Here is a 26,713-nt window from a genome sequence, read left to right on the forward strand (position 1 = left end):
TCCTTTTACACCTTTTTCTACGCATCAAGCAGCACAAGCCGAATCGTTTTCACTTCAAAAGGGCGAAAGTCCAGCTTCAGCTTCCCTTCAGCAGCCAGCAGATCGGCCGTCACTTCCTCCAGCATATTGGTTTCGTACGCTGTTTTGACAGGGAGGTTAAAGGTGAATCCGCATGATACGGTGGCACCTTTGCACTCATAGGCCCGGATGATCCAGTCTCCCGATCCGTCTTCGGCAAGCTTGACCGTCTCTGTAATTACGCTGGCTTGATCCGTTTGCAGGAAAGATTTATGACCCGCCTGGTTTCCGCTGTGCACGAGGCTTACCGGATAGTTCAGCTCATACGCTTCCTGAACGACGGGGCTGTCCAGAAATGACCCGTTCCATACAAAGAATCCGTACGTAAACTTGTGCGTTCCCTGATCCGACGTTTCGTCCGGATGCGTCGGCGAACGAAGCAGCGTCAAGCTCATCGTGTTGTCCTGCACGGCGATCCCGTACTTGCAATCGTTCAGCAGCGCAAAGCTGCGGTTACTCTCCGCAAGCACCGCCCACTTATGCTGGCATACTTCGAACCGGTCGGCATCGTGGGGCCTGGAAGCATGATTCGGCCGTTTGACGTAACCGAACTGAATTTCCTGTAACGATTCGTTCGCATGGACACGTACAGGAAAATCGACCCGCAGCATTTTGTTCTTCTCATGCCAATGTACCGTCGTATGAAACTCAACGCGGCGGCTGCCGGCCCGGATCCGGATATCCTGAATTAATTTGGATCGATGAAGCATGCGCTCAACGCGGATATTGGCAAACAGGGGCCCCTCAGCAGTGACATAGACTTCGGCCTTCTCAACCAACGCGACCGGAGCAGTCTGATAGCCGCGGTCGATCTCCCACGCATCGAACGCCGACGGCTGATCGCGGTACATCTTCATGGCGTTGCAATGTCCCACCGTCCATTCCGTTCCGGTTTCCTTGTCCAGGATGCTGACGATCTCACCGTATTCATTTATCCCAATGGCTAAGTATTCGTTCTCAAGATGCGACTTCGTAGCCGTTAAGACAGCTAGTCCCAGCGCTTCCAGCGTTACGTCACCCGCAGTAACCGAGTATGCCGCCCATCCCGCAGACGGCGTCTCGACTTCGGCGTAACGTTTGCCGTCATGCCGCTGCACAGGGAGCGTTTTTCCGTCCCGGTCCGCGATACCTTCTACGCCTTCGGGCAGGACAACCAGCTCTTTCCTTGCCCAGGAGAGCGAGTTAAACACCGTAACACCGGAACGTCCGCTACCCGCAAGCACCTCTTTTGCGCCGGAAGCCATCGCATCGACTTGCCCGTTCAATTCCGTCAGCTCTGCCTGCGCTTCCTCATGGACGCGGTGAATGGACGTGCCCGGCAAAATATCATGGAACTGATGCAGCAGCAGCTTCTTCCACAACCGGTCCATCTTCTCGTACGGATAGGCCCGGTGCTGAAGCAGGCTGGCTGCGGCACCCCATATTTCGGCCTCGTGAAGCCCGACCTCCGCCTTCCGGTTTAGCCGCTTGATCTGAGCCTGCGTCGTATAGGTTCCCCGGTGCGCCGGATAGTACAGCTCCCCGACATATTTGGCATCCGGAACACCTCTTTCGATCTGATCCTCAAAATAGTCGATCGGCGAGCCGTGCACCGTGCGCGGCACGCCCTCCAAATTTTCAAGCCGGCGGAGGAATTCCAAGTCGTCCCGGTTCGCCCCGCCGCCGCCGTCGCCGTGGCCGAACTGTACAAGTCTTGTCGCAATGCCGTCCTTCTGCACCCGATCATTCCATTGCCTGATGAGAAACGAAGGATTGACCCGAATCGGAAAATCGCCATAATCCAGCAGATGGGTCAGCACCTGCGAGCCGTCAATCCCTTCCCAAAGAAAGGTATTGTACGGAAACGGGTCCGACACGTTCTCGTACGTCTGGAACATTTTCACGGAAGCAAAGTACCGGAGCCCGCAGCCCTTCATAATTTGCGGCATGTTGCCGGAGTATCCGAACACATCGGGAAGCCACAGCATTTCGTTTTCCTTGCCGAACTCCTCCTTGAAAAAGCGCTTGCCGTGAAGTATTTGCCGGATCAGGCTCTCCCCGCCGGGCAGATTCGTATCGGATTCCACCCACATGCCGCCTTCCGGAATGATCCGGCCCTCGTTCACCGCTTGTTGGATGCGCGCGTATAACTCGGGATACAGGTCCTTGGCAAGCTGGAACAAGTACGGCTGGCTCTGGACGTAGCGGTAATCGGGATATTCCTCCATGAGGGCAAGCTGATTGGACATCGTCCGGGCGATTTTCCGCTTCGTTTCCTCCATCGGCCACAACCAGGCGATATCGAGATGGGACTGCCCCATGAGGTACAGCAAAGGCGCCGTCGATCCGTTTACGCATTCCAGGAGTGGCGCCATCCGCTGCCGGCACTTGCGAACGTTATCCGTCAGCGCATCCTTCGCAAGCCCCCAGTCGATCGTCCGGACGACCTCCGTCAGCCCGCGGTCGATTTCCGCCGCGCGCAGCGAATCCGGATCGATATGATTTCTGACCTGAACCAAACATTCCAAATCGATATAAAATTGATAGATTTCCTCTTCAAAAAGGCAAAGCTGCGATTCCCCAAGCACCGGCTGGATGCCCGAATGGCCGGCATACGCCTCGGCAGCGACTTCAAACCGCTCGCCGGCCTTAGCGATGCGTGTCAACGTCACGTCATGGTGCTGAAGATCCAGCGCCCCCCGTACGATTCCGTTCACGTAAACCGTCGCCTCCGAACCGAAATCGGCCCGGATGACCAAGCGTTTGCCCTCGGATTCCATGGGAGCGGTAACCGATGAGCGAAGCCATGCATACGTCCAGTCTCCGCCCCACCGGTCGCCCGGCTCGATCGCCTCAAATCGTTTACTCTCTATTTCCACGCAGGATAGCCGCTCCTTCGTGACAAAGCAGGTAAAATCGACCGGCGAGACCACGGTATACATGTAGCGGTTTTTATCCTTCAGCAGCTTCTCAACATGGTATAGAATCTCTTTTCTCATATCCAAATGACGGATCACATCCTATGATTTGATCTGGGTTGCAGCGGATGCCGCTGTACCGGAGCGTGGCGAGACCATGCTGCTGCAGCGACAGGTTCACACGAGAGGTCTGGTCAGGATCCAAGGGGCATATGCCCCTGAATCCCGCCGTGGTATCCGTCTACAAAATACGATGTTACCGCCCGCTCCATCGGACTCATCTGCCTCCCGCACCGATTCCGGCAGCGGAGAATACGCGATCGAACCCGGCTTTGGAGCGGCGAATCAGCTGTTCCGGCGTGTCTTCCGGCATGGCCGGCGTCAGCACTTCCTGCGATACGATACCGTCATATCCGATGCGCTGCAGCCCTCTCAAAAAGCCCTCCAGGTCGATGACGCCTTCCCCAGGGTACAGACGCCCGTTATCCAGCACGGCCTCGACCGGCAGATCCGGTGCGTCGTTGATATGCACATGAACGATCTGCTGCGGCTGCAGCCGCTCGATGTCGTCTACGGAGAGACCGTTCGTATACCAATGATACGCATCCAGCAGCAGGCCGACATTCGGCTCGCCGATCGCTTCGACCCAGTCCAGCGTCTCTTCCATCGTCCAGATAAAAGGGTATTTCCACGCCGTCCGCAGATGATGCGGACCAACGAATTCCAGTCCGAGCCTGATGCCATAGGCGCCGAGGATTTGGGCGCAGATGCGGAGGCGCCGGGTGGCGACCGCCATGAAGTGCGCCGGTTTGGCGTCGGTCGATGGCAGAATGTACGTGCAGCAGCGCGTACAGCCCAGCGCCCGGGCTGCGGCAGCAGCTTCCGTCAGGCCAGGCAGCCCGGCGAGGAACTCGTCCTCGCCCGCCCTCCATTCCACAGGCAGGCCGATCGCGCCGACGACGACTCCGTGCCGCTCAAGCTTAGCCGCAGCCCCCTCTGTTCCCAGCCGCTCGATCAATCCCCGGGCATCGATGTCAACCGCTTGAAAACCGCCCTCACCCGCCAATTCGATGAACCTCTCATCACTTTCGACTGCTCCCAAACCGGCAAGCGTCAATCCCTTCAGCATGTGATATTCCTCCTCACTGTTGTTTGAAAAAATCTCCATCCCATATTGCAATCTGCCTGAGCAGCCCGGCGCTCTATGAACCACTCGTTCCCTGAACCGGCGTCAGCCCAAGCTTCGGATTGGCCAAGTCTAGCTTATACATGACCTGATTGTAATTATAACGCGGCGTCGGGACATGATTGGTGAACGTATTCGTATACGTGCCCTCGAAGTAGATGATCCGGCCGCCCTCCTTATTGAAAAACTTATGCTGGGCCACGTTATAAAAAGTATAGTTGTTATGCGTGACGATCTTTTTAGCCGTGGTCCAAGGTCCTTGAGGCGCGGGAGCTTCCGCGTACCAGATTTCTCCGAGCACGGAGGACTTGCCTTGCATCTGCTGCCCGATCATCACGTAACGCTGCCGGTAATCGTTCCATTCGATGGAGCTTGAAGCGATTTGAACCTCTTCGCCGGTATCGGCGTCTTTTAATTGAAAGTAGGTCGGATCGTCCGCCTGAATCAGCCCGGCATCGATCAGCTCCTTCTCTTGAACCTGGGTGAGCGGCGGGGTGTTCTTTTTCCAGCCCCATACGAGCTTGCCGTCCGCGCCGCGTTCAAGGGATGTTTGGGCCCCGTTGTAAGTCGTTCCCGGCGTCAGGCACGTAAACGACTCGTATTGGGTATAGTCGGTGATGGCATCATAGCTTGCCGCCACGCGCAGGTTCGGCATCCGGTGTTCGGTAAAGAGCCAGTAGCCCTTGCCGTCCTCCTCGTAATAAGCCGCCTGGCCCCCCGGATGGCGCCAATCGTCTTTGGAAGGGAACTGAACGACCTGCTCGAACTCCTTCTTCTCGTCGTTAAAGGCAAGAATGCCGAAGGCGCTGAGCTCGGGATTGTGCGTGCTGTAACCGGCGAGCAGGCGTTCCTGCCCGCTGCCGTCCTTGGCGGTCATCAAGCCGAACACCCAGGCGATGCCGGCACCGTCAGGCAGCTGGGGAACCAGGCTTTTAACGAAACCGTCCTCTTTCGTAAAGTAATCCAAATCGATGCCGGTATCGGGATCGAGACCGCCTTTTTCCGGCAGCTTCGAAGTGGCACCCGTCACACGAAAGTTCCCGAGGGGATAAGCGGGTCTGTCTGTATCGCCCCAGAACCAGTACAGCCGATTGCGGTACTTTATCGTTTGGACGGAGTCCTGACCCATCACGAGCCCGTTCAGGAGCGGCTCCTTGACCGGCGGCTTCTGGCCGAGCAGGACGCTGTCCCGGTAGATGCCCTGACCGGTGACCCGGTACAACCGCTCAGCAATGTTGACCCGGTCCATTTTCAGCGTTACGCTTCCGCCAGGCGTCACTTCAACAGCCTGACCGCGGTAACCGAACATGTCTGTCGGCACCTCATAGCCGTCGCTCGACATATGGAAAAAGACCGTTTGATCCATCAAGCCCGGCTCATTGAAAGCCACAACACCGGCGCTGTCCGTATAGTACAACATATTGTTCGTCGTCCTCAGCTCGACCAGCGGGATCCCGCGACCCGTCTGCGCATCCACAACCTTGATCATAAACGGCTTCTGAACCATTTTCTTAGCGCTGCTTACATCCGGCATGGCGCTATTCCCTTCCGCCTGAGCCGCCACCACGGCGCCGGGCGCCGTCATGACCGTCAGCATGACACAGGTCCAGATGCCCGCGCTTTTCCAAGGCTTCCATTTCATTTCGTTTACCTCCTGGGCGGAGTGCCCTATTGGGATCGGCGAATCATGTCCGCTTCCGCATCAGCCGTCACTTGCGGTTCTGAACTGGCTCAAGACCAAGCCGCGGATCGTCAAGATTCAGCTTGTACATGACCTGGTTGTAGTTGTAGCGCGGTGTTGGAGTATGGTCTGTATACGTATTCGTATAGGTCGCCTCGAAGTAAATGACGCGTCCGCCGTCTTTAAAGAAGAACTTGTGCTGGGCCGGGTTATAGAAGGTATAGTTGTTATGCGTAATGATCTTCTTGGCATTCGTCCAGGGTCCTTGGGGCGAGTCTGCTTCCGCGTACCACATTTCCCCGAGAACCGACGTTTTGCCCATCACCTGCTGTCCGATCATCACGTAGCGCTGCCGGTAATCGTTCCATTCGACGGAGCTTTGGGCCAGCGAAACCTCTTCGCCGGTATCGGCATCTTTCAGCTGATAGTAGCGCGGGTCGTCCGCCTTGATCAGGCCAAACCCGATTAATTCTTTTTCTTGATCCTGGGTCAGCACCGGGGTGTTCTTCTTCCAGCCCCATACCAGCTTGCCGTTCTGGTCGCGCTCGAGGGACGTATTCGCGCCGTCATAAGCCGCTCCCGGCGTCAGGCACGTAAACGACTCGTATTGAGTATAGTCGGTGATGGCGTCGTAGCTGGCGGCCACACGTAAGTTCGGAATCCGATGCTCGGTAAACAGCCAGTAGCCCTTGCCGTTCTCCTCGTAATAGGTTGCCTGACCGCCCGGATGGCGCCAATCGTCCTTGGAAGGGAACTGGACGGCCTGTTCAAACTGCTCCGTCTGATCGTTGAAGACCAGGATGCCGCGCGCAACGATGTCGGGATTTAGCGTCGTGTATCCAGTTAGCAGACGCTCTTTTCCCGTGCTGTCCTTTGCCGTCATCAAACCGAAAATCCAAGCCATGTTTCCCCCGTCGGGAAGCGTCGGCACCATGCTCTTGGCAAATCCGTCCTCTTTGGTAAAATACTCCAGATTCACGCCGACATCCGGGTCAAGTCCGCCGTTTTGCGGCAATTCCGATGTCGCACCCGTCGTGCGGAAATTTCCCAGCGGGTACGCGGGTCTGTCCGTATCGCCCCAGAACCAGTACAGCTTCCCGTTGTATTCGATCGTCTGCACGGAATCCTGGCCCATAATCAGACCGTTGATGACGGGCTGTTGAATCGGCGTATTCAAACCGAGCAGCAGACTGTCACGGTAAATGCCCTGGCCGGTCACCCGGTACAGCCGCTCGGCGATGTTGACCCGGTTCATCTGCAGCGTGACACTACCGCCAGGCGTAACCTCGACTGCCTGCCCGCGGTTGCCGAACATGTCGGCGGGAATTTCGTAGCCGTCGCTGGACATATGGAAGAAGACCGTCGTATCCATCAACCCCGGTTCGTCGAATGCCACGACGCCTGCGCTGTCCGTATAATACAAAATGTTATTCGTCGTCTTCAGCTCCACAAGCGGAATGCCCCGGCCCGTCTCGGCATCCACGACCTTGATCATGAACGGCTCCTGTACCTCTTTCAACGTGCTGCCTGCTTTTTGCTCGGCGCTGTTTCCTGCAGCCTGGGCCGGCGTAACACCCGGTGCCATTGTAACTAACAGCAGCGCGGCGCAGGTCCATGCACCCGCCTGCTTCCACATGTTCATCTTCAATACCATCTCGGCTTCCTCCCGACTTCTTGTCGATTTGTCATTGGTGGAATGGTCTCGATGCTGTTGGTTAGGACGTTTTGGACAGGACTCTTTGGGCCGCATCGTTGTAAATTTTCAACACTTTATCGATATCGCCCATTTTTTTAACCTGATCGATAAATTTCGGCCAGTTGTCAAAGCTCTGCTTCCCGGCAACAAACTTTGCCTGCTCTTCCGTAACGAATGTTTTGATCGGATTCATGATCTCGGATATTTCCTGGCTTTCGTCCGGTGTGAACTGGATGGCCGGCTCGCTGTACCACGAAGGGACATAATCATTGTTCGGCATTGGCAGACTTGTCAGATAAGGCGACTTTTCAAGCGGGACTTCCTCATACTTGCCGTTAAATACGGTATAATCCGTTGCGGCAAAATCTACGAATGCTCTGGCATCGTTGACCATTTGCAAACCCGGGTTATAATTTTTGCTTGCCCGGATCCCGTACTTATCCCCTTCCAGCCATGGATCCTTCGCCGTTTTAAACGAATCCATAAAGGTCGGATTGCCGTCTTCTCCGATTTTGTAGGTCGTTCCTTCAATTCCCCAAGTCACTAGCCTGATGTTTTCGTCGGAATATTGTAAATCGATCAGCTTGATTAATTCTTCCGGATTTTTGGCTTTGGAGCTGATGCAGAACGTGGCCCAGCCCAGGTCCGGGGTATTTCCGTTTGTCGCTTCCTGCCACGCCTTTCCGTACTTCGGATTGTCCGGGTACAGCGAAACTGCAAATATTTTGCCGTCATCCGCGTTTCTTGTGTAATCTCCCGGCTCCGTAAACCACTGGGTCAGCCACATGAAAGTATCGCCATTCATCGCCTTCTTCCGGATCGTGTCGTCCGTATCGATCGTGTACTCGGGATCCAGCAGCTGCTCCGAATACAGCTTGTTCGCGAACTGAAGGGCGTCTTTATATCCTTCATTAAAAATGCCGTACACGTATTTGCTGCCATCCCAGTAAATGTCGTCCTTGATGTGATTCGCCGAGAAGAGCGATCTCAAACTGTTCCACTTCGTATCCACCGGGTACTTATCGGGATACAGCTGTTTCAGCTTTTTGGCCGCGTCATAAAATTCATCCAGCGTTTCCGGAATTTTGATGTTCTTCTCCTTGAATACATCGTATCTGTAGGCGGATACGTTTTGAATCAGCAAGCCTTTATCCTGAGGAAATCTGGGCGTCGAAGTTTCCTTGAAAGAGTACATTTTTCCTTCAGAGTTGGTCACACGCGCCATGCCGTTCTTCACTTTGCTGAGATAGTTCATATAGTTGGGCATTATATCCTTATACTGGCTGAGCTCAAGAATTTGGCCTTGTTCAGCCATGTCCGTAATATCGTAAAATAATGGCGTGACGAAAAAATCCGTCAAATCGTCGCTCGCAATCATGAGCTTTACTTTTTCGTCATATTCCGATGACGGAATATAATTAAACTTGATATTCAGTTTTTTGCCCAGCTTGGCTTCCATCTGCTTTTTCCATTCCTTGCCGATCATGCTGTTCTCGTTGTCCACCCCGCTCGACGGAAGCGTTACGGAAAAAGATAACGTGTCGCCATCCGCAGAATCCTTGGAAGTCTCGTCGGACTTGGAGCAGGCCGTGACGGAAAAGGCCAGCATGCAAGCCAGGATCAGGCTGAGCATTTTTGCTTTTTTAACCATCCCAATTCCTCCTATAACATTGTTTATTAAATATGGCGTAAAAGAATCTTTCCTCTTACATCCATGTTGAAAATATCTGTCAGCCCTTAATCGCTCCCACCAATACCCCTTTCGTAAAGTGCTTTTGAAAGAATGGGTAAATCGCCATAATAGGGAACATTGTAATGATGATGACGCTCATTCGGATCGCTTTCGGATCAAGTGAGGATCCCGATGAATTGATAGCCACGTTACCGGCGCCCACCCTGCCTTGGATCGCGTTCGTATCCAGCGCAAACAAATAGTTTCGCAAAATCATCTGCAGCGGATACTTATCCTGATCCTTCAGATAGATCAGCGCTTCAAACCAGCTGTTCCAGCTTCCTACCAGACCAAACAAGGCAAATGTCGCAAGCAGTGCCTTCGACAAAGGCAGGACGATTCGGAACAGGACAACGACATCGTTGGCTCCATCCATGACCGCCGATTCTTTCAGCTCTGCCGGCACATTCGAAAAGAAGGTCCGGAACAAAAACACATTGTAAGCTCCAACCGCGCCGGGAAGGATCATCACCCACACCGTGTCAAGCAGATGCAGACTGCGCATCAGCAGGTAAGTAGGAATTAAGCCCCCGCTGAAAAACATCGTGATCATCAGAAAGATGGTGATAAATTTCTTTCCCGCAAATCCGGGAATGGTCAGCGGATAAGCCAGCAGCGAGGTAAACAGCAGCATAATACCGGTAGAACCTACCGCGTAAAGGATGGAATTCAGATACCCCTTATAAATGAGCGAGTCTTTAAATACGTCTGCGTAAGCCTGTACGGTAAAGCCTTTCGGCCAAATCGTAACGCTTCCCGAGGCGATGTACTTCCCGCTGCTGAAGGAGGTAGCGATAATATTCAGAATGGGGTACAGCACAACGACAAGGATCAACAGCATGATGAAAATATTAAAGGCGTCAAACACTCTGGAACCGAAGCTGATTTTTCTCAAGATTATCCCCCCTAAAACAAACTCGTCTCCGAGACTTTGCGGCTGACCCAATTGGAAATGTATAAAATGACAAAGGAGATGACCGACATAAATAATCCGATGGCCGTGGTATACTCGTATCTTGCGCCGAGGATCCCCTGACGGTATACATACGATCCAATGACGTCAGCCACGCTGTAAGTTTCAGGCGAATACAGCAGAATAATTTTCTGAAAATCGGATCCGAGAATTCCGCCCAAGGCGAAAATCAGCAGGATGATCGTCGTCGGTTTGATCGAGGGCCAGGTAATGTGCACGATCTTTTTCCACCGGCTCGCTCCGTCCACTTCCGCCACATCGTAATAGGTCGGATCGATCCCGCTCAAAGCGGCAAGGTAGATGATTGTTCCAAAGCCAACTCCCTGCCATACGCCGGAAGAGATGAAGATCGTTCGGAAATATCCCGGCTCCAGCAGAAACATGATCGGGGTGCCGCCGAAGTATGTAATGATTTGGTTGAAGAGGCCGTCTCTCGCCGTAAAGTCCTTCAGCATCCCTGCAACGATCACCACCGAAATAAAATGCGGGAAGTAAGAAACGGTTTGGACGAATTTTTTAAAATGCTTATTCCTCAGTTCGTTAAACAACAAAGCGAGGATAATAGGCGCAGGGAACGACCACAGCAGCGTATACAGCCCCAGAAGCAGCGTGTTTTTTAATACGCGGAAGGCCATCGGGTCATGAAAAAACGTGGTGAAATATTTAAAGCCGACCCAAGGGCTTCCCATGATCCCCTTTGATGCGTTGTAATCCTTGAAGGCGATGGTGATTCCATACATCGGAAAGTAGCTGAAGACCAGCACCGTGATCATACCGGGCAACACCATCAGGTACAGATATCGGTGTTTCCACAGTTTGGACCATCGCTTTTTATTGGTTGCCGCCAACATAAACACCCCTTTTCTAGTTACTTCAAATCATCGCTTGAACTCCGGCCGTTCTTCACCGAAAAACCGCATCGGATACGTTCATCTTTGAAAGCGCATTCAATACATGCTGTTAAATACCTACTCCCCGAGATCGAAACGCTTTCAATTAGGTGTGCAAGCTTGAGTCACTACAACGGTAAAGACGGTTAGACATAACTTAAACGTACTCATCAAGCAGGTAAAACCATATGCATTTTCCCCGGAGTTATTATGCTAAGCGAAGGATAACACATACTAATTTGGTCGTCAATATATAGATTTATGTTTTTAATACAACGTTGTTAGTATACTATCCATTCACACCAGTACAAATCTGATATTTCCGGATAAAATCAACAAATTTCAAGATAAATCGCATAGATACCCCATCTGCTTAACCTAGATTCATACAATAAAGTTGAGTTAGTACGCACTACTTGGTATACTATTTAACAAACAACGCACTATAAGTAAGTATATGTCTATATAAGAGGTGACCCTGCATGAGCAAGAACGATACAACATTGCCCAAGTACCAGCTGGTGAAAGATTATGTACTGTCGCAAATCGAGAATAACGAGCTTGGCAAGGATGACCGGATTCCGAGCGAATCGGAGTTCTCCAAGCTGCTGGATGTCAGCTCCATTACGGTAAGGAAAGCATTGGCGGAGCTCGTCAATGAAGGCGTCATCTACCGGATCAGGGGAAAAGGCAGCTTTGTCGCCAATCCGGCAGAACCAGTCAACCAAACGTCCAATTACGTGACCTTTATCATTTCCGGCAACGATATGTACGACAGTTCGTATATGAAGATTATCAAAGGCGTGCAATCCTTTCTGAACCAGCAGGGATGCAAACTTATCATTGAATTTGTGGAAAATGATGTCGAACAGGAGCGGGAGCTGATCCTGAAGCTGATTCAGTCCGAGAACCGCGGGCTGCTGATTTATTCCGCCAATCCCGACGCGGCAAGGGAGTACCTCAACGAAATCCGGAAGAAGTCGATCCCGTTCGTCATGCTCGACCGCTTTCCTGCCGGTTATCCGGTCAACTGCATTACATGCAATAACCATGACGGCGCTTATGAGGCTGTTGCGTATTTAATCGCCCAGGGCCACCGGAAGATCGGCTTCGCCGCATATGATTTTCATCTGAGTACCGAGGTCGAACGGTACAACGGATACCGCCATGCCATGGCAGACGCTTCGCTCGGGCCGGATGACGATGTCTTGTTTCTTCAGCGGGAATTAGATTATGCGAAGCTGCTGCAGCAAATTCAAAGAGGCGGGATTACCGCCCTGTTTTGCGTCAACGACAGACGCGCGCTCGAAGTGATCGGGCAGCTTACGCAGCAAGGGGTCAGCATTCCGGAGCAAATATCGATCATGGGATTCGATGACGTAGAAAGCTCGAAATATGCCAAAGTATCTTTGAGCACCGTCAATCAGCCCTTCGAGATGCTGGGCTATGAAGGGGCAAAACTGCTGTTTGAGAGCAGCAAAGATTTGTCCGGCGGATCCAAAAAAATATTGCTGTCCACGGAGCTCGTCATCCGCGAGTCGATCCGGTCCAACGTAGAGCCATGACGCTCTGCTTTTCTATTATGAATTTTTCACATAATGAATTGAGCCAACCACAAATCAAAAAGGGAACGGCCGCTTAAGGCCGTTCCCTTTTCCCGTTCAGAAGATGTCTTCCTACTCTATAAGATAAGTTCATATAATACTGTCTTTCTCGCAGGAATTAACTTTGTTCGCTTTAACCCAGCTTTGCCTGATCCGCCAGCGTGACGGACGGCTGCCGCGTACCGTGCAGCTCGAACAGTATGATTTCGTTCCGGCCTTCGCGCAGCAGCGGTGCCGGGATATACAGTGTGGACTGCGGCCCAACCTCCCAGTACCGGCCGAGGTTAAACCCGTTAATATAAGCGACGCCTTTTGTCCAGCCTGTGACGTCCAAGAAGGTATCGGCGGTTCCGCTTACCTCAAAGGTGCCTCTGTAAAATGTAGGGGTATTCTGGCTTGCAGCATCCAAGCCGGCGGCCTCTTCTTCCTTCAGATGCGGAACAAAGGCCAGCTGGTCCAGGTTGTTCAGCGGAAGCGTGTGGATCGTCCATCCGAACAAAAACTGGTTGCCTAACCGGACCCCTTCGGTAATCCCTTTCGGGTCGTGCATGTACGGCCCGTAATTGACCCTTCCGAGGTTCTCTACCAAAATTTGCAGCTTCGCGCCGTCGGCCGGGATCGTCAGCTTCAGGCTGCGCTGCTCATCCCAGCGCTGCACGACGCCCCGGTACTCCCCGTCGACAAAAATGAGTGCACGGTCCCGCACCTCCTGCAGGATCAGGTCGGCTTCGCCGCGCGGCCCGGAGACGAAGGTCGTGTACAGGATAAAGCCGTAGTCCTGATCCAGCTGCTCCATCGTTTCCGGCACAGCCCGCTCCACCGCGTTCGACAGGTCGGAGAGCGAGTCGAATAAGCCGACCCGGTCGGTCAGGCGGACCTCGCCGTAGCTCTTCCGCTCGATCGGATCGGGAAGCTGCAGTTCCGGCAGGTCCACGTACTTCGATAGAACGTCCCGGACCGCATAAAATTTCTCTGTCGGCTCTCCCCATTCATTCAGCGGAGAATCATAATCATAGCTGGTGACGGTCGGCGCGTACCCTTCTTCCCCGCAGTTCGCGCCGTTGTAAAAGCCGAAGTTCGTCCCGCCGTGGAACATATAGAAGTTGACCGAAGCGCCGGCCGCTAGCATGTCCTCGAACAAGCGCGCAGCATCCGCCGCAGCGCGGGTATGATGCGGCTTGCCCCAATGGTCAAACCATCCGTTCCAGAACTCCATGCACATATACGGCTTCTCCGGCTGATAGGCTTCCAGTTCCTGAAAGGCTTCAACCGCACGGGACCCGAAGTTGACCGTCTCCAGCACACCCTCCACCATGCCGCCCTGCAGCATAAAATCTCCCGGCCCGTCCGAGGTGAACAGCAGCACGTCCACACCGCGGGATGTAAGCCCTTTCTTTAAATGGTTCAGGTACGCCTTGTCATTGCCATAGCTGCCGTATTCGTTCTCGATCTGCATCGCAATGATCGGCCCGCCGTTCGTGCTGAGCAGCGGAACCAGCTTCGGAATCAGCACGTCATAATAAGCATCGACGTGGCTCAAATACCGGTGGTCATTGCAGCGCAGCCGGATGCCCGGTTCCTTGAGCAGCCAGGCGGGCAGACCGCCGAATTCCCATTCGGCGCAAATATACGGGCTGGGCCTTACGATGACATGCAGGCCAAGTTCACCGGCCGTTTCGACGAAGCGGACGAGATCCGCCCCGTGATCGAACACGAACTCCCCTTTTCTGGGCTCATGGATATTCCAGGCCACGTAGGTCTCCACCGTGTTAAAGCCGCAAGCCTTCAGCTTCGTTAACCGGTCGCGCCAATACTCGGGAACGACCCGAAAATAATGGATCGCCCCGGAAACCAGGCGGATGGGCTCGCCGTCCCACACAAACTGCTTGCCTTGAACACTTAGTACACTCATCGTTTCGCCTCTCTCATGAATGGGATTTGGAGGTTACTTGCTTTCCATTTTTTTATGATAAGCCTCTGTCATCTCATCCGCAACCTGTTTCAGCGTCGGATCGCTTCGGAGCTGCTCGATGAGCTTGTCGTAGTTTTCGATCGTATCCTTGCCGATGATCACTTTGGTGCGCATATCGCTCACTTTTTTCGAAATTTCCGGATAGTATTTATTGTAGGCTTCGGAGTACAGCTCGTTGCCAGGGTTCGGCGTTTTGATTTGTTTGCGCTCATTGACGATTTCCACATTACGGTTGTATACGTCGTCCGGCATGCCGACCGCTCCGATCGACATATCGTCGCTGATCAGGTGGATCAGGTTGTTCATGTTGCCGTCGCCCACCTGGTCCTTGGCTGCCTGTGGCGTCGGGATTTTGCGGCCGTTCTCGACCGTGTAGTCGACGCCCTCAATGCCGTAAGTTGCCAGCTCATTGCCTTCCTTGCCGTAAGCGTAATCGAAAAATTCAAGGATTTTCTTCACCTTGGCTTCCGGCACTTTTTTCGGGATCAGGTACACGCCGTAATACGGCGATCCGGATGGCGTATATTTCTCCCCTTCCGCGTTTTGCAGGTAGGTAATCGGCATGTAATCGGCCGTCGGCACCACTTCCCTGATTTTGGAGCCCGTCACCCAGGCGTGGTTCATCGACTGCGACGTGCCGCCCGATTTGCCGCCGCGGATCAGGTCGACCGTCTGGGAGTACTTCAGGATCGCGAAATCTTTCGGGAACAGTCCGGCGTCATACGCTTTTTTGATCCAGAGGAGCGCATCCCGCGACGCGTCTTCCGTAATCGTCGGCACCAGCTTGTCATCCTTCAGCTTCCAGGCACCCTGCACGCCATTGAACACTCCATACACAAAGCCCATCGTATCGCTGTTGGCGGCATACGGAATTTCGTCCGCCTGGCCGTTTCCGTTCGGATCCTTCTCCTTGAACGCCTTCAGCACGTCGAAAAATTGGTCCATGGTGGTCGGGGTCTGCAGTCCCAGCTTGTCCATCCAGTCCTTGCGCAGAATCGGGAACGCCCCTCCTCCATAGCTCGGGTAATAGCGGGGAATGCTGTAATTTTTGCCGTCGACCTTCGAATCCGTCCACATTTCGGCGAGCGCGGGCTGGCTCAGATTCGGGTAATCCTTGATGAACGGGGTCAGATCCCAGAACACGCCTTGGCCTATCATTTTTTGCAGCTGCGGATTCAGCAGCGATTCCACGAACGTCACCTCCGGCAGATCGCCGGATGCCAGCATGACATTGATCTTCTCCTCGGACGTTGTCGGCGACAGCCAGGTAATATCCAGCTGCGTGTTCGTGCGCTTCTCAAATTCCTTCCAGATCGGATTCGTATTGTCGATAAACTCTGTCGCGTAATTCAGCGTTTGCATCTGTATCTTGGTCGGGGCCGAAGAATCCGACGAACCGCTTTTACCCCCGCCGCCGCAGGCGGACAGCAGCAGGCTGGTGCCCACCGCCACAACGAGCGTTTTGATGAACCATTGCCTTGCTCTCTGTTCTGCTTGTCTTTTCATAGAGAATAACCTCCTTTGGATTTACCCTGTACTATATCTTCATTCCTTGACCGAGCCCACCATCGCCCCTTTGGCGAAGTGCTTCTGGAGGAACGGATATACGAGCATAATCGGAACCGTCGCTATGACCACGGCGGCCATTTTGAGCGTCTCCGTCGGCATCTGCCGGTTCATGGTAACGCTGATATTGGCGTTTTCGCCGCCGCCCATCGTCGTCGGATCGACGAGCATATTTTGCAGGAGCACCTGCAGCGGCCATTTGTTCTGCTCATTGATGAACATGATCGCGTTGAAATAGGTGTTCCAGTACCCCACCGCAAAAAACAGCCCGAAAGCGACCACCGCCGGCAGCGACAACGGAATAATAATCCGCCAGAACACGCTGATTTCGGTGCAGCCGTCGATCCGCGCGGCCTCTTCCAGGCTGTCCGGGATGCTGTCGAAAAAGCCTTTCATCAGCAGCACGTACCAGCCGCTCGTCAGCGACGGCAAAATCAGCGACCAGACGCTGTCGATCAGGCCGAGGTTTCGGACCACCATGTACAGCGGCACAAGTCCCGGCGTAAACAAAAACGTAATCAGGATCATGACCATCATCGTCTTGCGGAACCGGAGCCGGCGGACCGAGATGGCATAGGCCAGTCCCCCGGTCACCAGCAAGCTCAGCAGCGTGCCCACGGTCGCCAGAAACAGGCTGATCAGCACCGAATTGACGAACAAGCCGTTGCTCAGCAGATAGCGGTATGCATCCAGCGACCAGTGATGCGGCCACAAAATCAAATCCCTCGTATAATACTCCGTCGGATCCGTAAACGAAAGCACAATCGTATAATAAATCGGAAACACCATGGCCAGGCTGAACAGGATCAGCAGCCCGCCGTTGGACAGGCTGAACAGGCGGTCTTTCCAGGTCAGGGGCAGTTCCATCCGCTGCAACTCTCCTTTCGAAGTTTTACCTTAATACAAGCTGTCTTGACCCAGGCGTTTAGCCGCCTTGTTCGCAAGGACGACCAGGACGACGCCGACGACCGATTTGAACAGGCCGATGGCCGTGCTGTAGCTAAATTCGCCTTGGCGGATGCCGACCCGGTATACATAGGTATCGAACACTTCGGCCACCTCCGTTACCGCCGCGTTCATCATCAGATACACCTGCTCGAAGCCGGTATCCATAATCGTGCCGAGGCGCAAAATGAACAAGATCATAATGACATTGCGCATCGCGGGCAGTGTAATATGCCACATCCGGCGGAACCGCCCGGCACCGTCCATGACAGCTGCTTCATACTGCTGGGGATCGACGCCCGCGATCGCCGCGAGGAAGATGATCGTACCCCACCCTACTTCCTTCCAAATGGACTGAACCGTCAGCATGCCCCAGAAATAATGCGGATTCGATAAAATATCGACGGTGCTCCTCCCGCTTGCCTCCAGCAGCTTGTTGATCAGCCCTTCTGACTGGGAGAACATCAAATACGTCAGCCCGTAAATCAGCACCCAGGACAAAAAATGCGGAATATAGATCAGCGACTGAACCGACCGCTTCATGATCTGATTTCTCACTTCGTTCATCATCAGCGCCAAAATAATCGGAGCCGGGAAGAAGAACACCAGATTCATCAGACTGATGCCCAGCGTATTGCGGAGCAGCATCCAAAAGTCAGGGTTGGAGAAGAAGCGGACAAAGTGCTCAAATCCGACCCACTTGCTGCCCATGATCCCAAGGTAAGGAGAATAATCCTGGAAGCCAATGACCAGATTCGTAATGGGGATGTACTTAAAAATAATGAAAAACAGCAGACCCGGCATGGCCAGTAAATACAAATACTTGTCGCGCCGAAGATCCGGCCACAGCCTCCGCTTCTTCAGCGTGATCTCCCTTAGTGGGGCAGATTTCCCCGGGGCGGATCGCCGCTCGGACTGCCCGCTCATCGATGTTTCGCTCATCGCGCTCCCTCTCTTTCGTCAAAAATGTCGGTCCCCTGCTTGCCGGTCCGCGGCAATCGGGATGACTGGCTGCTGCCCAGGTTGATTTCCATCCGGAGGTTGTGAGCCTGCCGCCCTATCGCCGCTTATGTGAATCATGTTAGAGAGCGGCCGGATTTCCGGCAATTCGATTTTCTTTCCCGCTAGAACAGGCGCCTCACCCATGGTCATGCCCATTTCAATAATCGAAATGGCTGAGGCCGCTTGCGATCAATCATTTCCGCGTGTCCGTTTCTGGGGATTGCACTTTTTTGACTGGCGGAAATTCATGGGTTACAGGTCTATTCAACCCCGCTGCCGTTCGTTATGATAGACATACTATCGTCATGATCAAGATTCAGGGCGGAAGCAAACGAGCGGGAGTGGATACCATGTTGAGAGACTACTTGGCGAAAAGGTTCGCATCGAGAGGGACCGTGTACTGGAGAAGCATCGCGCTTGCGATCCTGCTGACCTGTATTCCGATCACGATCGTCAGCTGCATTGGCGGGTATGTCGGCAACCGGTACCTGATCCAGCAGTACCAGCAAAATAACGAGATCATGCTGCGGGAATCGGTGCGCAGAATCGACGGCCAGTTCGCCCAGCTGGTACAGTACGCCCTGCACATGATGGCCAACCCCATCTTTAAGCCTGCGATCGCGGACATGAACTATGTCGATGAGTTCGAAAAGACCCAGGAGCTGCTGGACACGATGTCGCTGATCGAAAACGGGGAATCGCTGATCGATCAGGCTTATTTGTACATACCGAAGCAGAATGTGCTGCTGCAGCCGGTCCTCGGCCTGCGCACGCTGGACGATCCGGCGGATCGTGCCGTTTGGAACAGTCTCATGAACGGCGATAAGGGTATTTTCTGGACGAATCATCTCACCCGGCCGTTTGGGCGCAGCGGCTCCAAGCATGCGATCGTCATGAAGCTGCCTTTTAACGGCCAAACCTCTTACGGGGCGCTTGTCCTCTACGTCAACCCGGCCATGCTTCAATTGAACGTGACACCCGACCAGGCCGCCTATGTTCTCGATGGCAGCGACGTGGTCATTGGTCAGTCGGATGCCGCCAAGTCGTATCCCGAGCTGCTGCCGCGGATTATGGAACAGCTCGGCTCGACCAAGCGCACGTATGACAGCCAGTCGCGCTTTCAAATCCGTGCGGATCATGAGCAGTTCCTCATGAATGCGGTTTCTTTTGAGAAAATGAACCGGATCTGGACCTTTGTGACGGGTACCCCGTCATCCAAAGTCACCGCGCCCAACAGTGCCTATACGCATGTGGTGGTCGTCTACTGGGTTCTGTCTCTCATCGCCGCGCTCGGGCTGAGCTGGTTTGCGTCCAACCGCTTCTACCAGCCGTTCCGCAAAGTGATGGATCTGGTCAGGGACGGCAAAACGGATGAAGACGCCGACCCGTCCGACGAAATGGCCTACATTGAGGCAAAATGGCAGCAGTACCGGTTTGCCAACGAGTCGCTGCAGAGCCGGCTGGATCAATCCACTCCCAAAGTCAGGGAAGCGCTGATCAACCAGTTTGTCCTGGGACAAGCCGCTCATTTATCGGAGACGGAAATGATTGAAAAGCTTCGCGCCCTGCAGCTCGACGTGACAGGCTGCCTGTTTTCGGTCGTGGTCTGCCAGCTGCACGGACTTGACGGTCACAAGGCCCCCCTGACAGAAAAGGACAGCCAGCTCATCACCTACGCGGCCATCAACATCGTCGGCGAAATGTCGGAGGCGTCGGCAACCTATGTGCATACGCTCGATTTGCTCGACGGTTCGATTGCCGCGGTGCTGATATTTCCGGAAACCTCCGCCATGGATGCGCGGGATGAACTGCTTCGGCTTGGCGGGGATATGCTCCGTGCGCTGGAGCATGTGCTGCGCATGCCGTCGACGATCGTCGTGAATGGCCCAGCGTCGCTGTGGATGGACATTCCTTACCTGCTGGAACAGTCGCGCAAAGCGCTCAGCTACCGCACGTTTACGTCGGAGAGCCAACTGCTGGATGCAACCGCCGTGCTGGAGCAGGCGAATCCCGAAGTCGATTTTCCGTACGATCTGGAGCAGGAATTTACGCATACACTGAACCTCGGGCTGGAACGCGAGGCAGCGGACATCCTGGAGCGGTTCGTGACCGCGCTGAAAAATGAAGGCGCGCCCGAATGGGTTGTCCACCAGGGACTGATGCGCCTGAAGAGCAGCCTGTACCGGTCCATGCTGCAGTCGGGACATAACCCGTACGCCCTCTTTGACGGCGTCCAGCTGGAAGAAGAACTGAGGACGCTGAGGGACGCTGAGGCGTGTATCCAGTGGTTCGGCAAAAGGGTAATTCGGCCGTACATCGACATGCTGTCTAAGAGCTACCAGCATGCCATGAAGGATATCGTCGATCAGGTGCTGGCAACCATTCACGACAATTACATGTGTGATATCTCCCTCGAGACGTTCGCCATGGAGGCCGGAGTCAGCGTGTCGCATCTCAGCAAGGCGTTCCGCCAAATGACCGGCTCGAATTACATTGATTATTTAACGGCGCTCAAAATCGGCCGCTGCAAAAAGCTTCTGCTGACGACCGACCTCAAAATGAACGAAATCGCCAAATCCGTAGGCTATCAGCCGCCGTATTTCAACCGGATGTTTAAAAAGCTTGAGGGAATGACTCCAGGGCAGTACCGTCTTCAATTTAGCGAAACGAAGCTCGGAAAGGCTGAATAAGAGTGGTTCTCCCGGTCTCCAGGCATGCAAAAAAGGCTCCCTTCCGGAACTTGAAGTGTTCCAAGGGAGCCTTCTCTATCGGGCAAATGATTCCAGTTCGTAGTGCTTTTTCATGATTCCATTCAACTTGACTGCCTTACGTCAAACTGATCTACTTTACGTCAGACCCACCCAGTCCCGCGGGGCCACTTCCTTCCAGCGCGCCCGGATCTCCTGGTACTTGTCATGGCTCAGGCTCGTGCTTGCAAGCATCTCAGCGTTCTGCGACCAGCGCCCGGGCTTGTTCGTTCCCACGATCGCGGTATCCACCCCAGGCGTATCCAGTGTAAAATGAAGGGCATCCGCCACCGCCTGTTCGTTGTCCCGCAGAAAGTCATACTGCAGCTCCTTCAGCCGCTGCCAGTATTTATACGGGTAGGCGTTCTCGGGGAGCTTGTCGTAAGTCCAGGCTACGTTGGCGATCGGCCGCTTGGCGATGATCCCCATTCCCCGCTTGCGCGCTTCGGGCAGCGTCAGGTCGATCACTTCCTGGTCGGCGATATTGAGCGACACCATCAAGCTGTCAAACACGCCGGTTTGCACCGCATACAATGCGTCAATCGAATCGCCGCTGTATCCGATAAACCGCGTCTTTCCCTGCTGCTTGGCCTTTTGCAGCACTTCGATCACCGCGCCCTGTCTCAGCACATCCTCCGAGCAGCTATGCAGATGGATGCAGTCGACATAATCGGTCTGCAGCCGCTTCAGGCTGCGGTCGATGCTTTTCTCCAGCAGCTCAGGGTCCCAATCTTTATAATCCAAGCCGGAAGCATGTCCGCACTTGGTGAATAAATAATATTCGCTGCGGCGGTTCGCCATCGTTTTGCCGATCAGCTCCTCGCTGTCGCCGTAGCACTCCGCCGTATCGATCATGTTCAGGCCCGCATCAAGCGCGCTGCCCAGCAGCTGCTCGACTTTGGAAAGGTCCGTTTCCTTGCCGATCTCCGCGCCGCCAAAGCCCAAAATACTCACTTCCATGCCTGTCTTGCCGAATGCCCGTCTTTCCATAATGAAATCCTCCCTGGTTTCATAATTGGATACGTTCATAGATACGAAGTGACTTTTACGCAGTATATGAGATGTTTACCCAAAACGGAGGGCCGCCAAACCGCTGGCGTGGACGGTTCTTCCTCCCCGGCCCGCTCCGATTCAAGAAATGCTCGCTTCCCTGCCAACGAGAGCCTATGTATTCAGTTCCATCTATAAACTGCTAAAATATTGGCTGATATTGCCATACTGCGGGTGAACCTTTTCCGAATACCGCTCGTTCGTGTAGCTGCCGATCACTTTCCGCCAGAAGGCCTGAGCCGGCAGATTGTTTTTGATCTGGGTCACCTTCCATCTGCCCTTGAACCGATCGAACAGCGACTGCGCAGCCCAGGTTCCCATGCCGGTGCGGCGGTATTTTTGCATAATAAAAAACTCCGTCATGTAAAAGTCGCCTTCGATCGGGTCGTACAGCCGGTCCACCAGCGCAAAACCGGCAGGCACCTTATCGTACGAAATCAAAAAAGCATGCTTGCCGGTTCCCCTACGCCAGTACTCGTCGATTCCCGGGTACTCGGGAAATTTGCCGTTATCGTCCACCACGATATCCTGGTAGCGGGAAAAATCGTACATATACAGCTGCATCAAATTGTAGATCACTTGCCTGCGCTTGTGCGGAACCAGGTCCAGCCTGAACTCCATTAACTTCACCTTCCTATTTTCCTGTTCACGATCCTAAACTTCATTTCCACTATATAACTTTGTCAACGGACGGGCAAGGTTATACACGGACGGATTTCCTGACATATACGTAATTGAAGCGGACATCTGTTCGCCCATTGTGTTAATATAAAAAGATACGAAGAAAAGGAAAGATGAGGGATGACGATGAATGTTCAAAAGGAACAAGACCGGAAAAAGCTCGACGACAAAGTGCTGACCATGCCTTGGTACGTCCAGCAATTTATCGATTACAAGCTGCCTGATCTGTCGCCGTCCACTTTGCTTGAATATATCCGGGATTACGAAACGTTCTTCAACTGGCTCCGGGCCGAAGGATTGTCCGCTGCGCCGGACATCGGCAAGGTAACGCTGGAAGAGCTGGAGGTGCTGCGGATGGAAGACGTCGTCAGCTACCGCTTGTATTTAACGACCCGCCGGGAGAGTGCCAACTCCAAAATTACCGTCTCCCGCAAGCTTTCTTCCATGCGCTCCCTGTTTCATTACTTAAGCCAAATTGCCGAGGATGACAACTTTTATCCGCTCCTGAAGCGCAACATTATGGCGAAGGTGGAGATCAAACGGATCCACAAACCGAAAGACACGGCCGCCAAACTAAAAGGGAAGATCCTCGAGGAAGACGAGCTCCTGGAGTTTATTGGTTATATTATGGACGGCTACGCCAAGGATGTCGCCAATAACAAGCAGGCGCTCTACGCCCATGAGCTGAATAAGGAACGCGATGCCTGCATTGCCAGCCTGATTTTGAACTCGGGGCTTCGGGTGTCCGAGGTCGTTAACCTGAATGTCGATGATCTGGACATGAACAACAAGATGCTGTATGTGTACCGGAAGGGCAATAACGACGAGACGTTCAAGACCCCGGTCTATTTCCGCGAGCAGGCAAGGGATGATTTGGCCCAGTACCTTAACCTGCGTCAGTCCAGATACAAGGTGCCCAAGCGGGAAAAAGCGCTGTTTGCAGCGCTTCCGAACGGGCATCAGGAAGGCGGACGCATGACCAAGCGGGCGATCCAGGCGATGATCATCAAGTATGCCAAGCGCTTCGGCAAGCCTTATCTCACCGTACATAAGCTCCGGCATTCCTTTGCCACCGACTATTATTTGCAAAACGATATTTACAAAACGAAGGAACAGCTCGGCCACGCCTCAACCGAAACGACGGAGGTGTACGCCCATCTCACGGACAAAACGATGTCCGAGGCGATTGAGCGTAGGCTTGAACCGTAACGGCTTTAGGCGAGGCCACAATAAAAACAGCACTGCCGCATCCGGTATATCAGGAAGGGCGTGCTGTTTTTTATTGCAAAACGGTTAGTTTCCGTTCATTCCGTCGTACCGTGCTTACTATGGTGAAGCAGCCATTCCGTGATCCGGCCGGTGTCATTGACGCCAAATACCGGAACGGAACCCGGATGCACATCCATGTTCCCCCTCACCTTGTCATCGGTAAGCCAGGAGACGATCGCATTCACGGATGTTAATTCGGAAACGAGCGAATGATCTTCCTGGCTGCGGACCATCACGAGTTTGGGGTACTCCGCCTGCTTGAAGCCCTCCACTAAAATCATGTCGTATGCGGAAAACCGCTTGATGAGCTCGTCCAGCCCGGTTTCCGCTTCCTCGATCACGGCCGTACGCTGCGAGGACACAAGGGCGACTGCACCCGCCCCCGATTTCCGGTGCCGGTACGAGTCCGTTCCCGGATGATCGATGTCGAAATCGTGAGCGTCATGCTTAATCACCGCTGTCCGTATGCCTTTGGCCGCAAGCCTCTCGACGAGACTGCAGACGAGCGTCGTCTTGCCGCTGTTCTTATACCCGACGATTTGCCAGACGGGCGGTTTCACATCTTGCCGGCTCATCTCGATCCCTCTTTAAGCAGCAAAATTTGCACCTTGGATCCTGCCGGTGTGACTGCCTTGGCGGGCGGAATGACGATCAGGCAATCGCTGTCCTTGATCGTCACCATGACGCTCGATTCGTCCACCGCTGCCGGAACGGCATACACCAATCCATCGCGGACTTCCATTCTTCCGCGAACGTAGCGGGTAAAGGCGTTCACCTTCGTATAGTCGACGTCCAGGACGGCTGTCCACTCCTTAAGGTAGGCATCCTTTCTTCCCATCATGCCCTGGATTGTCGGCCGGACGAACAGCTCAAAGCCGACGAAGCAGGCGCCGGGATTGCCCGACAGCGCAAAGAGCAGTTTGCCGTCTTTTACGGCCGCCGTTGTGACGCTGCCGGGACGCATGGCGATTTTGTTATACAGCATCTCCACCCCGCCGCCGCGGACGAGGTCGCCCATAATGTCGTAGTCGCCGACTGACACACCGCCGCTGGTCACGACGGCATCATATTCCCGGAGAGCCGACTCGACCCGTGCTTGTGCCAGCTGCAAATCGTCCATAATGGCTTCCAAGATAAAGGGCTCGCCCCCCGCTTCCCGCACCTGGGCCGCGAGCATGTACGTGTTGCTGTTGCGGATTTTCCCCGGCTGCAGCGGCTCTTCGACGGACAGCAGCTCCGACCCCGTCGAGAAAATCGCGATCCGCGGCTTGCGGTACACCGGGACACGGTGAATGCCGAACGTCGCCAGCACCGAGATTTCCCCGGCCGAAATCCGGGTCCCCGGGCTCAGCAGCAGCTGTCCTTCCTGAACCTCCAGGCCGATCGGGGTTATGTTTTGCCCCTCCTGGATTTTTCGCTTCAGTCCAACCCGGGCACGTCCGTCCTTTTCCTGCTGCTCCGTCATCTCCAGCATGACGACGGCGTCCGCGCCGTCCGGCACTTCGGCGCCCGTCATGATCCGCGCAGCCGTCCCCGGACGGATCACTTGGCTGGACACGCTGCCGCAAGGAATCTCGTCGATGACTTCCAGCCAGACCGGATCGTCCGAGCTGCAAGAAGCCGTGTCAGCAGACCGAATCGCGTACCCGTCCATTCCGGAGCGGCGGAACCGCGGAAACGGATGCGGGGCGGTAACGGGCTCGGCCAGAAAGCGCCCGACGCTCTCCGCCAGCGGTACCGTTTCTACAGCGCCTGCCTCTACATACCCGGCGATCAGCCTTTGGGCATCCTTGACCTGCATCGGTTTCCGGTGAAATTTATCGTAATCGGTTCGTGTCTGATCCATTTATGTATCATCCTTCCGTTGCTGAATGTCTCCACTGTCTATCATGACACAAAAAAACGCACGAATCCATGCTTCGTGCGTTTTCGTCCGCCGTGAACACGGCATCAGGTTATTCGCTTGCGGCCAGCCGTCACCTGCGCCTTGTGATCTTGCCTGACCCGACGCGGGTTTTCGGCTTCGTATACGAACGCTTCGGTGCATCAAACAGGCCGGAGCCGCTGCTGCCGCCCCTTGAAATGCTGCCCCTGCTCGGAGTCTTGGTATCTTTCTTCCGGTCAAAAATGCTGCCTCCGGAACCGACGCTCGGATTCGTGTCGCTGTTTTTGCCGCGGCGGAGAATCGAGCCCTTCTTCTCAACCGTCAGCGGCGGCGCCACCTTTTTATCGTTGGTCGTCGGAGTATGGTACGTTCCCTGCTTCGGCTGATAAATGTCTCTGCTCGTATACCCCCGGTAAGAGCCTCCCCCGCCGAACGAATCAAAGAGTTGTCCGATGAGCGCGGCCGTCAGATAGCCCTGAAGAAAGCTTGAATCGTAATTCCGCTGCACATACTGCTGCGAGTCGATTTCGATCAGCGTATCGCTTGGCTTGGCGGTATCTTTCTGCAGATGGTACCATTCGTTACCGTACACCAGGAACATCCGGTCAGCATCTTCCGGCGACATCTGGTCGGGCTTCTTCTCGTCCGTCATCTCCTTCGCAACCTCGGGAACCGTCTTGTCTGCGGCCCGATACACATACGACGTAGCGTTACCGTCGCGGTTCACCGACTCCAGCGGATAGGTCTCCTTGACGTTTGGCGAGCCGATGCCGCATCCGGTCAGCAGAGACAGCACAAGGCTGGCGACAAGCAGAAGCTTCAGGCCTAGAAACCTGCTTCTCTTCTTACCCATCATGTG

At 54.2% G+C, this 26,713-nt stretch carries 19 protein-coding genes; 3 read left to right on the forward strand and 16 right to left on the reverse strand.

Annotated features, from left to right (window positions below):
* Positions 1–17 precede the first annotated feature (17 nt).
* From BCV73_RS15805 to BCV73_RS15835, 7 genes are all read right to left on the reverse strand, one after another.
* Entirely contained in the window at positions 18–3,074 is a 3,057-nt protein-coding gene (locus BCV73_RS15805; protein WP_256992875.1) for an alpha-mannosidase, read from the reverse strand.
* A gap of 178 nt (positions 3,075–3,252) precedes the next feature.
* The gene (locus BCV73_RS15810; protein ID WP_089547849.1) at positions 3,253–4,104 is read right to left on the reverse strand and encodes a sugar phosphate isomerase/epimerase family protein; all 852 of its coding nucleotides are present in this window, start codon (positions 4,102–4,104) and stop codon (positions 3,253–3,255) included.
* A 73-nt stretch (positions 4,105–4,177) separates the two neighbouring features.
* Positions 4,178–5,803: a hypothetical protein gene (locus tag BCV73_RS15815; RefSeq protein WP_089547850.1), complete on the reverse strand. Its 1,626-nt coding sequence runs from the start codon at positions 5,801–5,803 to the stop codon at positions 4,178–4,180.
* A gap of 67 nt (positions 5,804–5,870) precedes the next feature.
* Complete coding sequence (locus tag BCV73_RS15820; protein ID WP_256992876.1) at positions 5,871–7,496, reverse strand: DUF4185 domain-containing protein; 1,626 nt, start codon at positions 7,494–7,496, stop codon at positions 5,871–5,873.
* 61 nt (positions 7,497–7,557) lie between these two features.
* Positions 7,558–9,189, reverse strand: a complete 1,632-nt coding sequence (locus BCV73_RS15825; RefSeq protein WP_089547851.1) for a type 2 periplasmic-binding domain-containing protein — start codon at positions 9,187–9,189, stop codon at positions 7,558–7,560.
* Positions 9,190–9,268: 79 nt separating this feature from the next.
* The gene (locus tag BCV73_RS15830; RefSeq protein WP_089547852.1) at positions 9,269–10,165 is read right to left on the reverse strand and encodes a carbohydrate ABC transporter permease; all 897 of its coding nucleotides are present in this window, start codon (positions 10,163–10,165) and stop codon (positions 9,269–9,271) included.
* A gap of 11 nt (positions 10,166–10,176) precedes the next feature.
* Positions 10,177–11,031, reverse strand: coding sequence for an ABC transporter permease (locus BCV73_RS15835; protein ID WP_481855838.1), 855 nt, complete (start codon positions 11,029–11,031; stop codon positions 10,177–10,179).
* 584 nt (positions 11,032–11,615) lie between these two features.
* Between BCV73_RS15835 and BCV73_RS15840 the strand changes: the two genes are divergently transcribed.
* Positions 11,616–12,698 carry a GntR family transcriptional regulator gene (locus BCV73_RS15840; protein ID WP_089547853.1) on the forward strand — a complete coding sequence of 361 codons (1,083 nt, stop codon included), beginning with the start codon at positions 11,616–11,618 and terminating at the stop codon, positions 12,696–12,698.
* Between the two features lie 172 nt (positions 12,699–12,870).
* Here the strand turns inward: BCV73_RS15840 and BCV73_RS15845 are convergent, their stop codons facing one another.
* The 4 genes from BCV73_RS15845 to BCV73_RS15860 are packed head-to-tail and all read right to left on the reverse strand — an operon-like array spanning position 12,871 to position 18,162.
* Complete coding sequence (locus tag BCV73_RS15845) at positions 12,871–14,649, reverse strand: glycoside hydrolase family 35 protein (protein ID WP_089547854.1); 1,779 nt, start codon at positions 14,647–14,649, stop codon at positions 12,871–12,873.
* 33 nt (positions 14,650–14,682) lie between these two features.
* Complete coding sequence (locus tag BCV73_RS15850) at positions 14,683–16,215, reverse strand: extracellular solute-binding protein (RefSeq protein WP_089547855.1); 1,533 nt, start codon at positions 16,213–16,215, stop codon at positions 14,683–14,685.
* 39 nt (positions 16,216–16,254) lie between these two features.
* A complete protein-coding gene (locus BCV73_RS15855; RefSeq protein ID WP_089547856.1) occupies positions 16,255–17,142 on the reverse strand; it encodes a carbohydrate ABC transporter permease in 888 nt (295 codons plus the stop codon).
* Positions 17,143–17,172: 30 nt separating this feature from the next.
* Positions 17,173–18,162 carry an ABC transporter permease gene (locus tag BCV73_RS15860; protein WP_244867195.1) on the reverse strand — a complete coding sequence of 330 codons (990 nt, stop codon included), beginning with the start codon at positions 18,160–18,162 and terminating at the stop codon, positions 17,173–17,175.
* A 365-nt stretch (positions 18,163–18,527) separates the two neighbouring features.
* Between BCV73_RS15860 and BCV73_RS15865 the strand changes: the two genes are divergently transcribed.
* A complete protein-coding gene (locus BCV73_RS15865) occupies positions 18,528–20,912 on the forward strand; it encodes a helix-turn-helix transcriptional regulator (RefSeq protein ID WP_256992877.1) in 2,385 nt (794 codons plus the stop codon).
* Positions 20,913–21,068: 156 nt separating this feature from the next.
* Here BCV73_RS15865 and BCV73_RS15870 read toward each other — a convergent pair whose 3' ends face one another.
* A complete protein-coding gene (locus BCV73_RS15870) occupies positions 21,069–21,959 on the reverse strand; it encodes an aldo/keto reductase (RefSeq protein ID WP_089547858.1) in 891 nt (296 codons plus the stop codon).
* Between the two features lie 192 nt (positions 21,960–22,151).
* On the reverse strand, positions 22,152–22,640 hold the full coding sequence (locus BCV73_RS15875) for a GNAT family N-acetyltransferase (RefSeq protein WP_076171413.1): 489 nt from the start codon (positions 22,638–22,640) through the stop codon (positions 22,152–22,154).
* A gap of 186 nt (positions 22,641–22,826) precedes the next feature.
* On the opposite strand from BCV73_RS15875, the gene xerS reads away from it, so the two are divergent.
* Positions 22,827–23,909 (forward strand): tyrosine recombinase XerS, encoded by a 1,083-nt coding sequence (gene xerS / locus BCV73_RS15880; RefSeq protein WP_089550277.1) that lies wholly within the window; start codon positions 22,827–22,829, stop codon positions 23,907–23,909.
* A gap of 95 nt (positions 23,910–24,004) precedes the next feature.
* Here xerS and mobB read toward each other — a convergent pair whose 3' ends face one another.
* The 3 genes from mobB to BCV73_RS15895 all read right to left on the reverse strand — a co-directional run bounded on the left by mobB (position 24,005) and on the right by BCV73_RS15895 (position 26,707).
* Entirely contained in the window at positions 24,005–24,544 is a 540-nt protein-coding gene (mobB, locus tag BCV73_RS15885; protein WP_089547859.1) for a molybdopterin-guanine dinucleotide biosynthesis protein B, read from the reverse strand.
* A complete protein-coding gene (locus tag BCV73_RS15890; RefSeq protein ID WP_089547860.1) occupies positions 24,541–25,815 on the reverse strand; it encodes a molybdopterin molybdotransferase MoeA in 1,275 nt (424 codons plus the stop codon). Before BCV73_RS15890 ends, mobB begins: the two co-directional genes overlap by 4 nt.
* Before the next feature lie 130 nt (positions 25,816–25,945).
* Complete coding sequence (locus BCV73_RS15895) at positions 25,946–26,707, reverse strand: DUF4247 domain-containing protein (protein WP_089547861.1); 762 nt, start codon at positions 26,705–26,707, stop codon at positions 25,946–25,948.
* Positions 26,708–26,713: the final 6 nt, after the last annotated feature.

The sequence above is a fragment of the Paenibacillus sp. SSG-1 genome (genome assembly GCF_002224835.1).
Taxonomy (GTDB): Bacteria; Bacillota; Bacilli; order Paenibacillales; family Paenibacillaceae; genus Paenibacillus_AQ; species Paenibacillus_AQ favisporus.

Coding starts and splice junctions, on each gene's coding strand:
- BCV73_RS15810 (WP_089547849.1), bottom strand. CDS start 4,104: ATGCTGAAGGGATTGACGCTTGCCGGTTTGGGAGCAGTCGAAAGTGAT.
- BCV73_RS15845 (WP_089547854.1), bottom strand. CDS start 14,649: ATGAGTGTACTAAGTGTTCAAGGCAAGCAGTTTGTGTGGGACGGCGAG.
- BCV73_RS15815 (WP_089547850.1), bottom strand. CDS start 5,803: ATGAAATGGAAGCCTTGGAAAAGCGCGGGCATCTGGACCTGTGTCATG.
- xerS (WP_089550277.1), top strand. CDS start 22,827: ATGAATGTTCAAAAGGAACAAGACCGGAAAAAGCTCGACGACAAAGTG.
- BCV73_RS15820 (WP_256992876.1), bottom strand. CDS start 7,496: ATGGTATTGAAGATGAACATGTGGAAGCAGGCGGGTGCATGGACCTGC.
- BCV73_RS15825 (WP_089547851.1), bottom strand. CDS start 9,189: ATGGTTAAAAAAGCAAAAATGCTCAGCCTGATCCTGGCTTGCATGCTG.
- mobB (WP_089547859.1), bottom strand. CDS start 24,544: ATGAGCCGGCAAGATGTGAAACCGCCCGTCTGGCAAATCGTCGGGTAT.
- BCV73_RS15860 (WP_244867195.1), bottom strand. CDS start 18,162: ATGAGCGAAACATCGATGAGCGGGCAGTCCGAGCGGCGATCCGCCCCG.
- BCV73_RS15840 (WP_089547853.1), top strand. CDS start 11,616: ATGAGCAAGAACGATACAACATTGCCCAAGTACCAGCTGGTGAAAGAT.
- BCV73_RS15835 (WP_481855838.1), bottom strand. CDS start 11,031: ATGGTGTTGCCCGGTATGATCACGGTGCTGGTCTTCAGCTACTTTCCG.
- BCV73_RS15895 (WP_089547861.1), bottom strand. CDS start 26,707: ATGGGTAAGAAGAGAAGCAGGTTTCTAGGCCTGAAGCTTCTGCTTGTC.
- BCV73_RS15850 (WP_089547855.1), bottom strand. CDS start 16,215: ATGAAAAGACAAGCAGAACAGAGAGCAAGGCAATGGTTCATCAAAACG.
- BCV73_RS15870 (WP_089547858.1), bottom strand. CDS start 21,959: ATGGAAAGACGGGCATTCGGCAAGACAGGCATGGAAGTGAGTATTTTG.
- BCV73_RS15890 (WP_089547860.1), bottom strand. CDS start 25,815: ATGGATCAGACACGAACCGATTACGATAAATTTCACCGGAAACCGATG.
- BCV73_RS15855 (WP_089547856.1), bottom strand. CDS start 17,142: ATGGAACTGCCCCTGACCTGGAAAGACCGCCTGTTCAGCCTGTCCAAC.
- BCV73_RS15875 (WP_076171413.1), bottom strand. CDS start 22,640: ATGGAGTTCAGGCTGGACCTGGTTCCGCACAAGCGCAGGCAAGTGATC.
- BCV73_RS15865 (WP_256992877.1), top strand. CDS start 18,528: ATGATCAAGATTCAGGGCGGAAGCAAACGAGCGGGAGTGGATACCATG.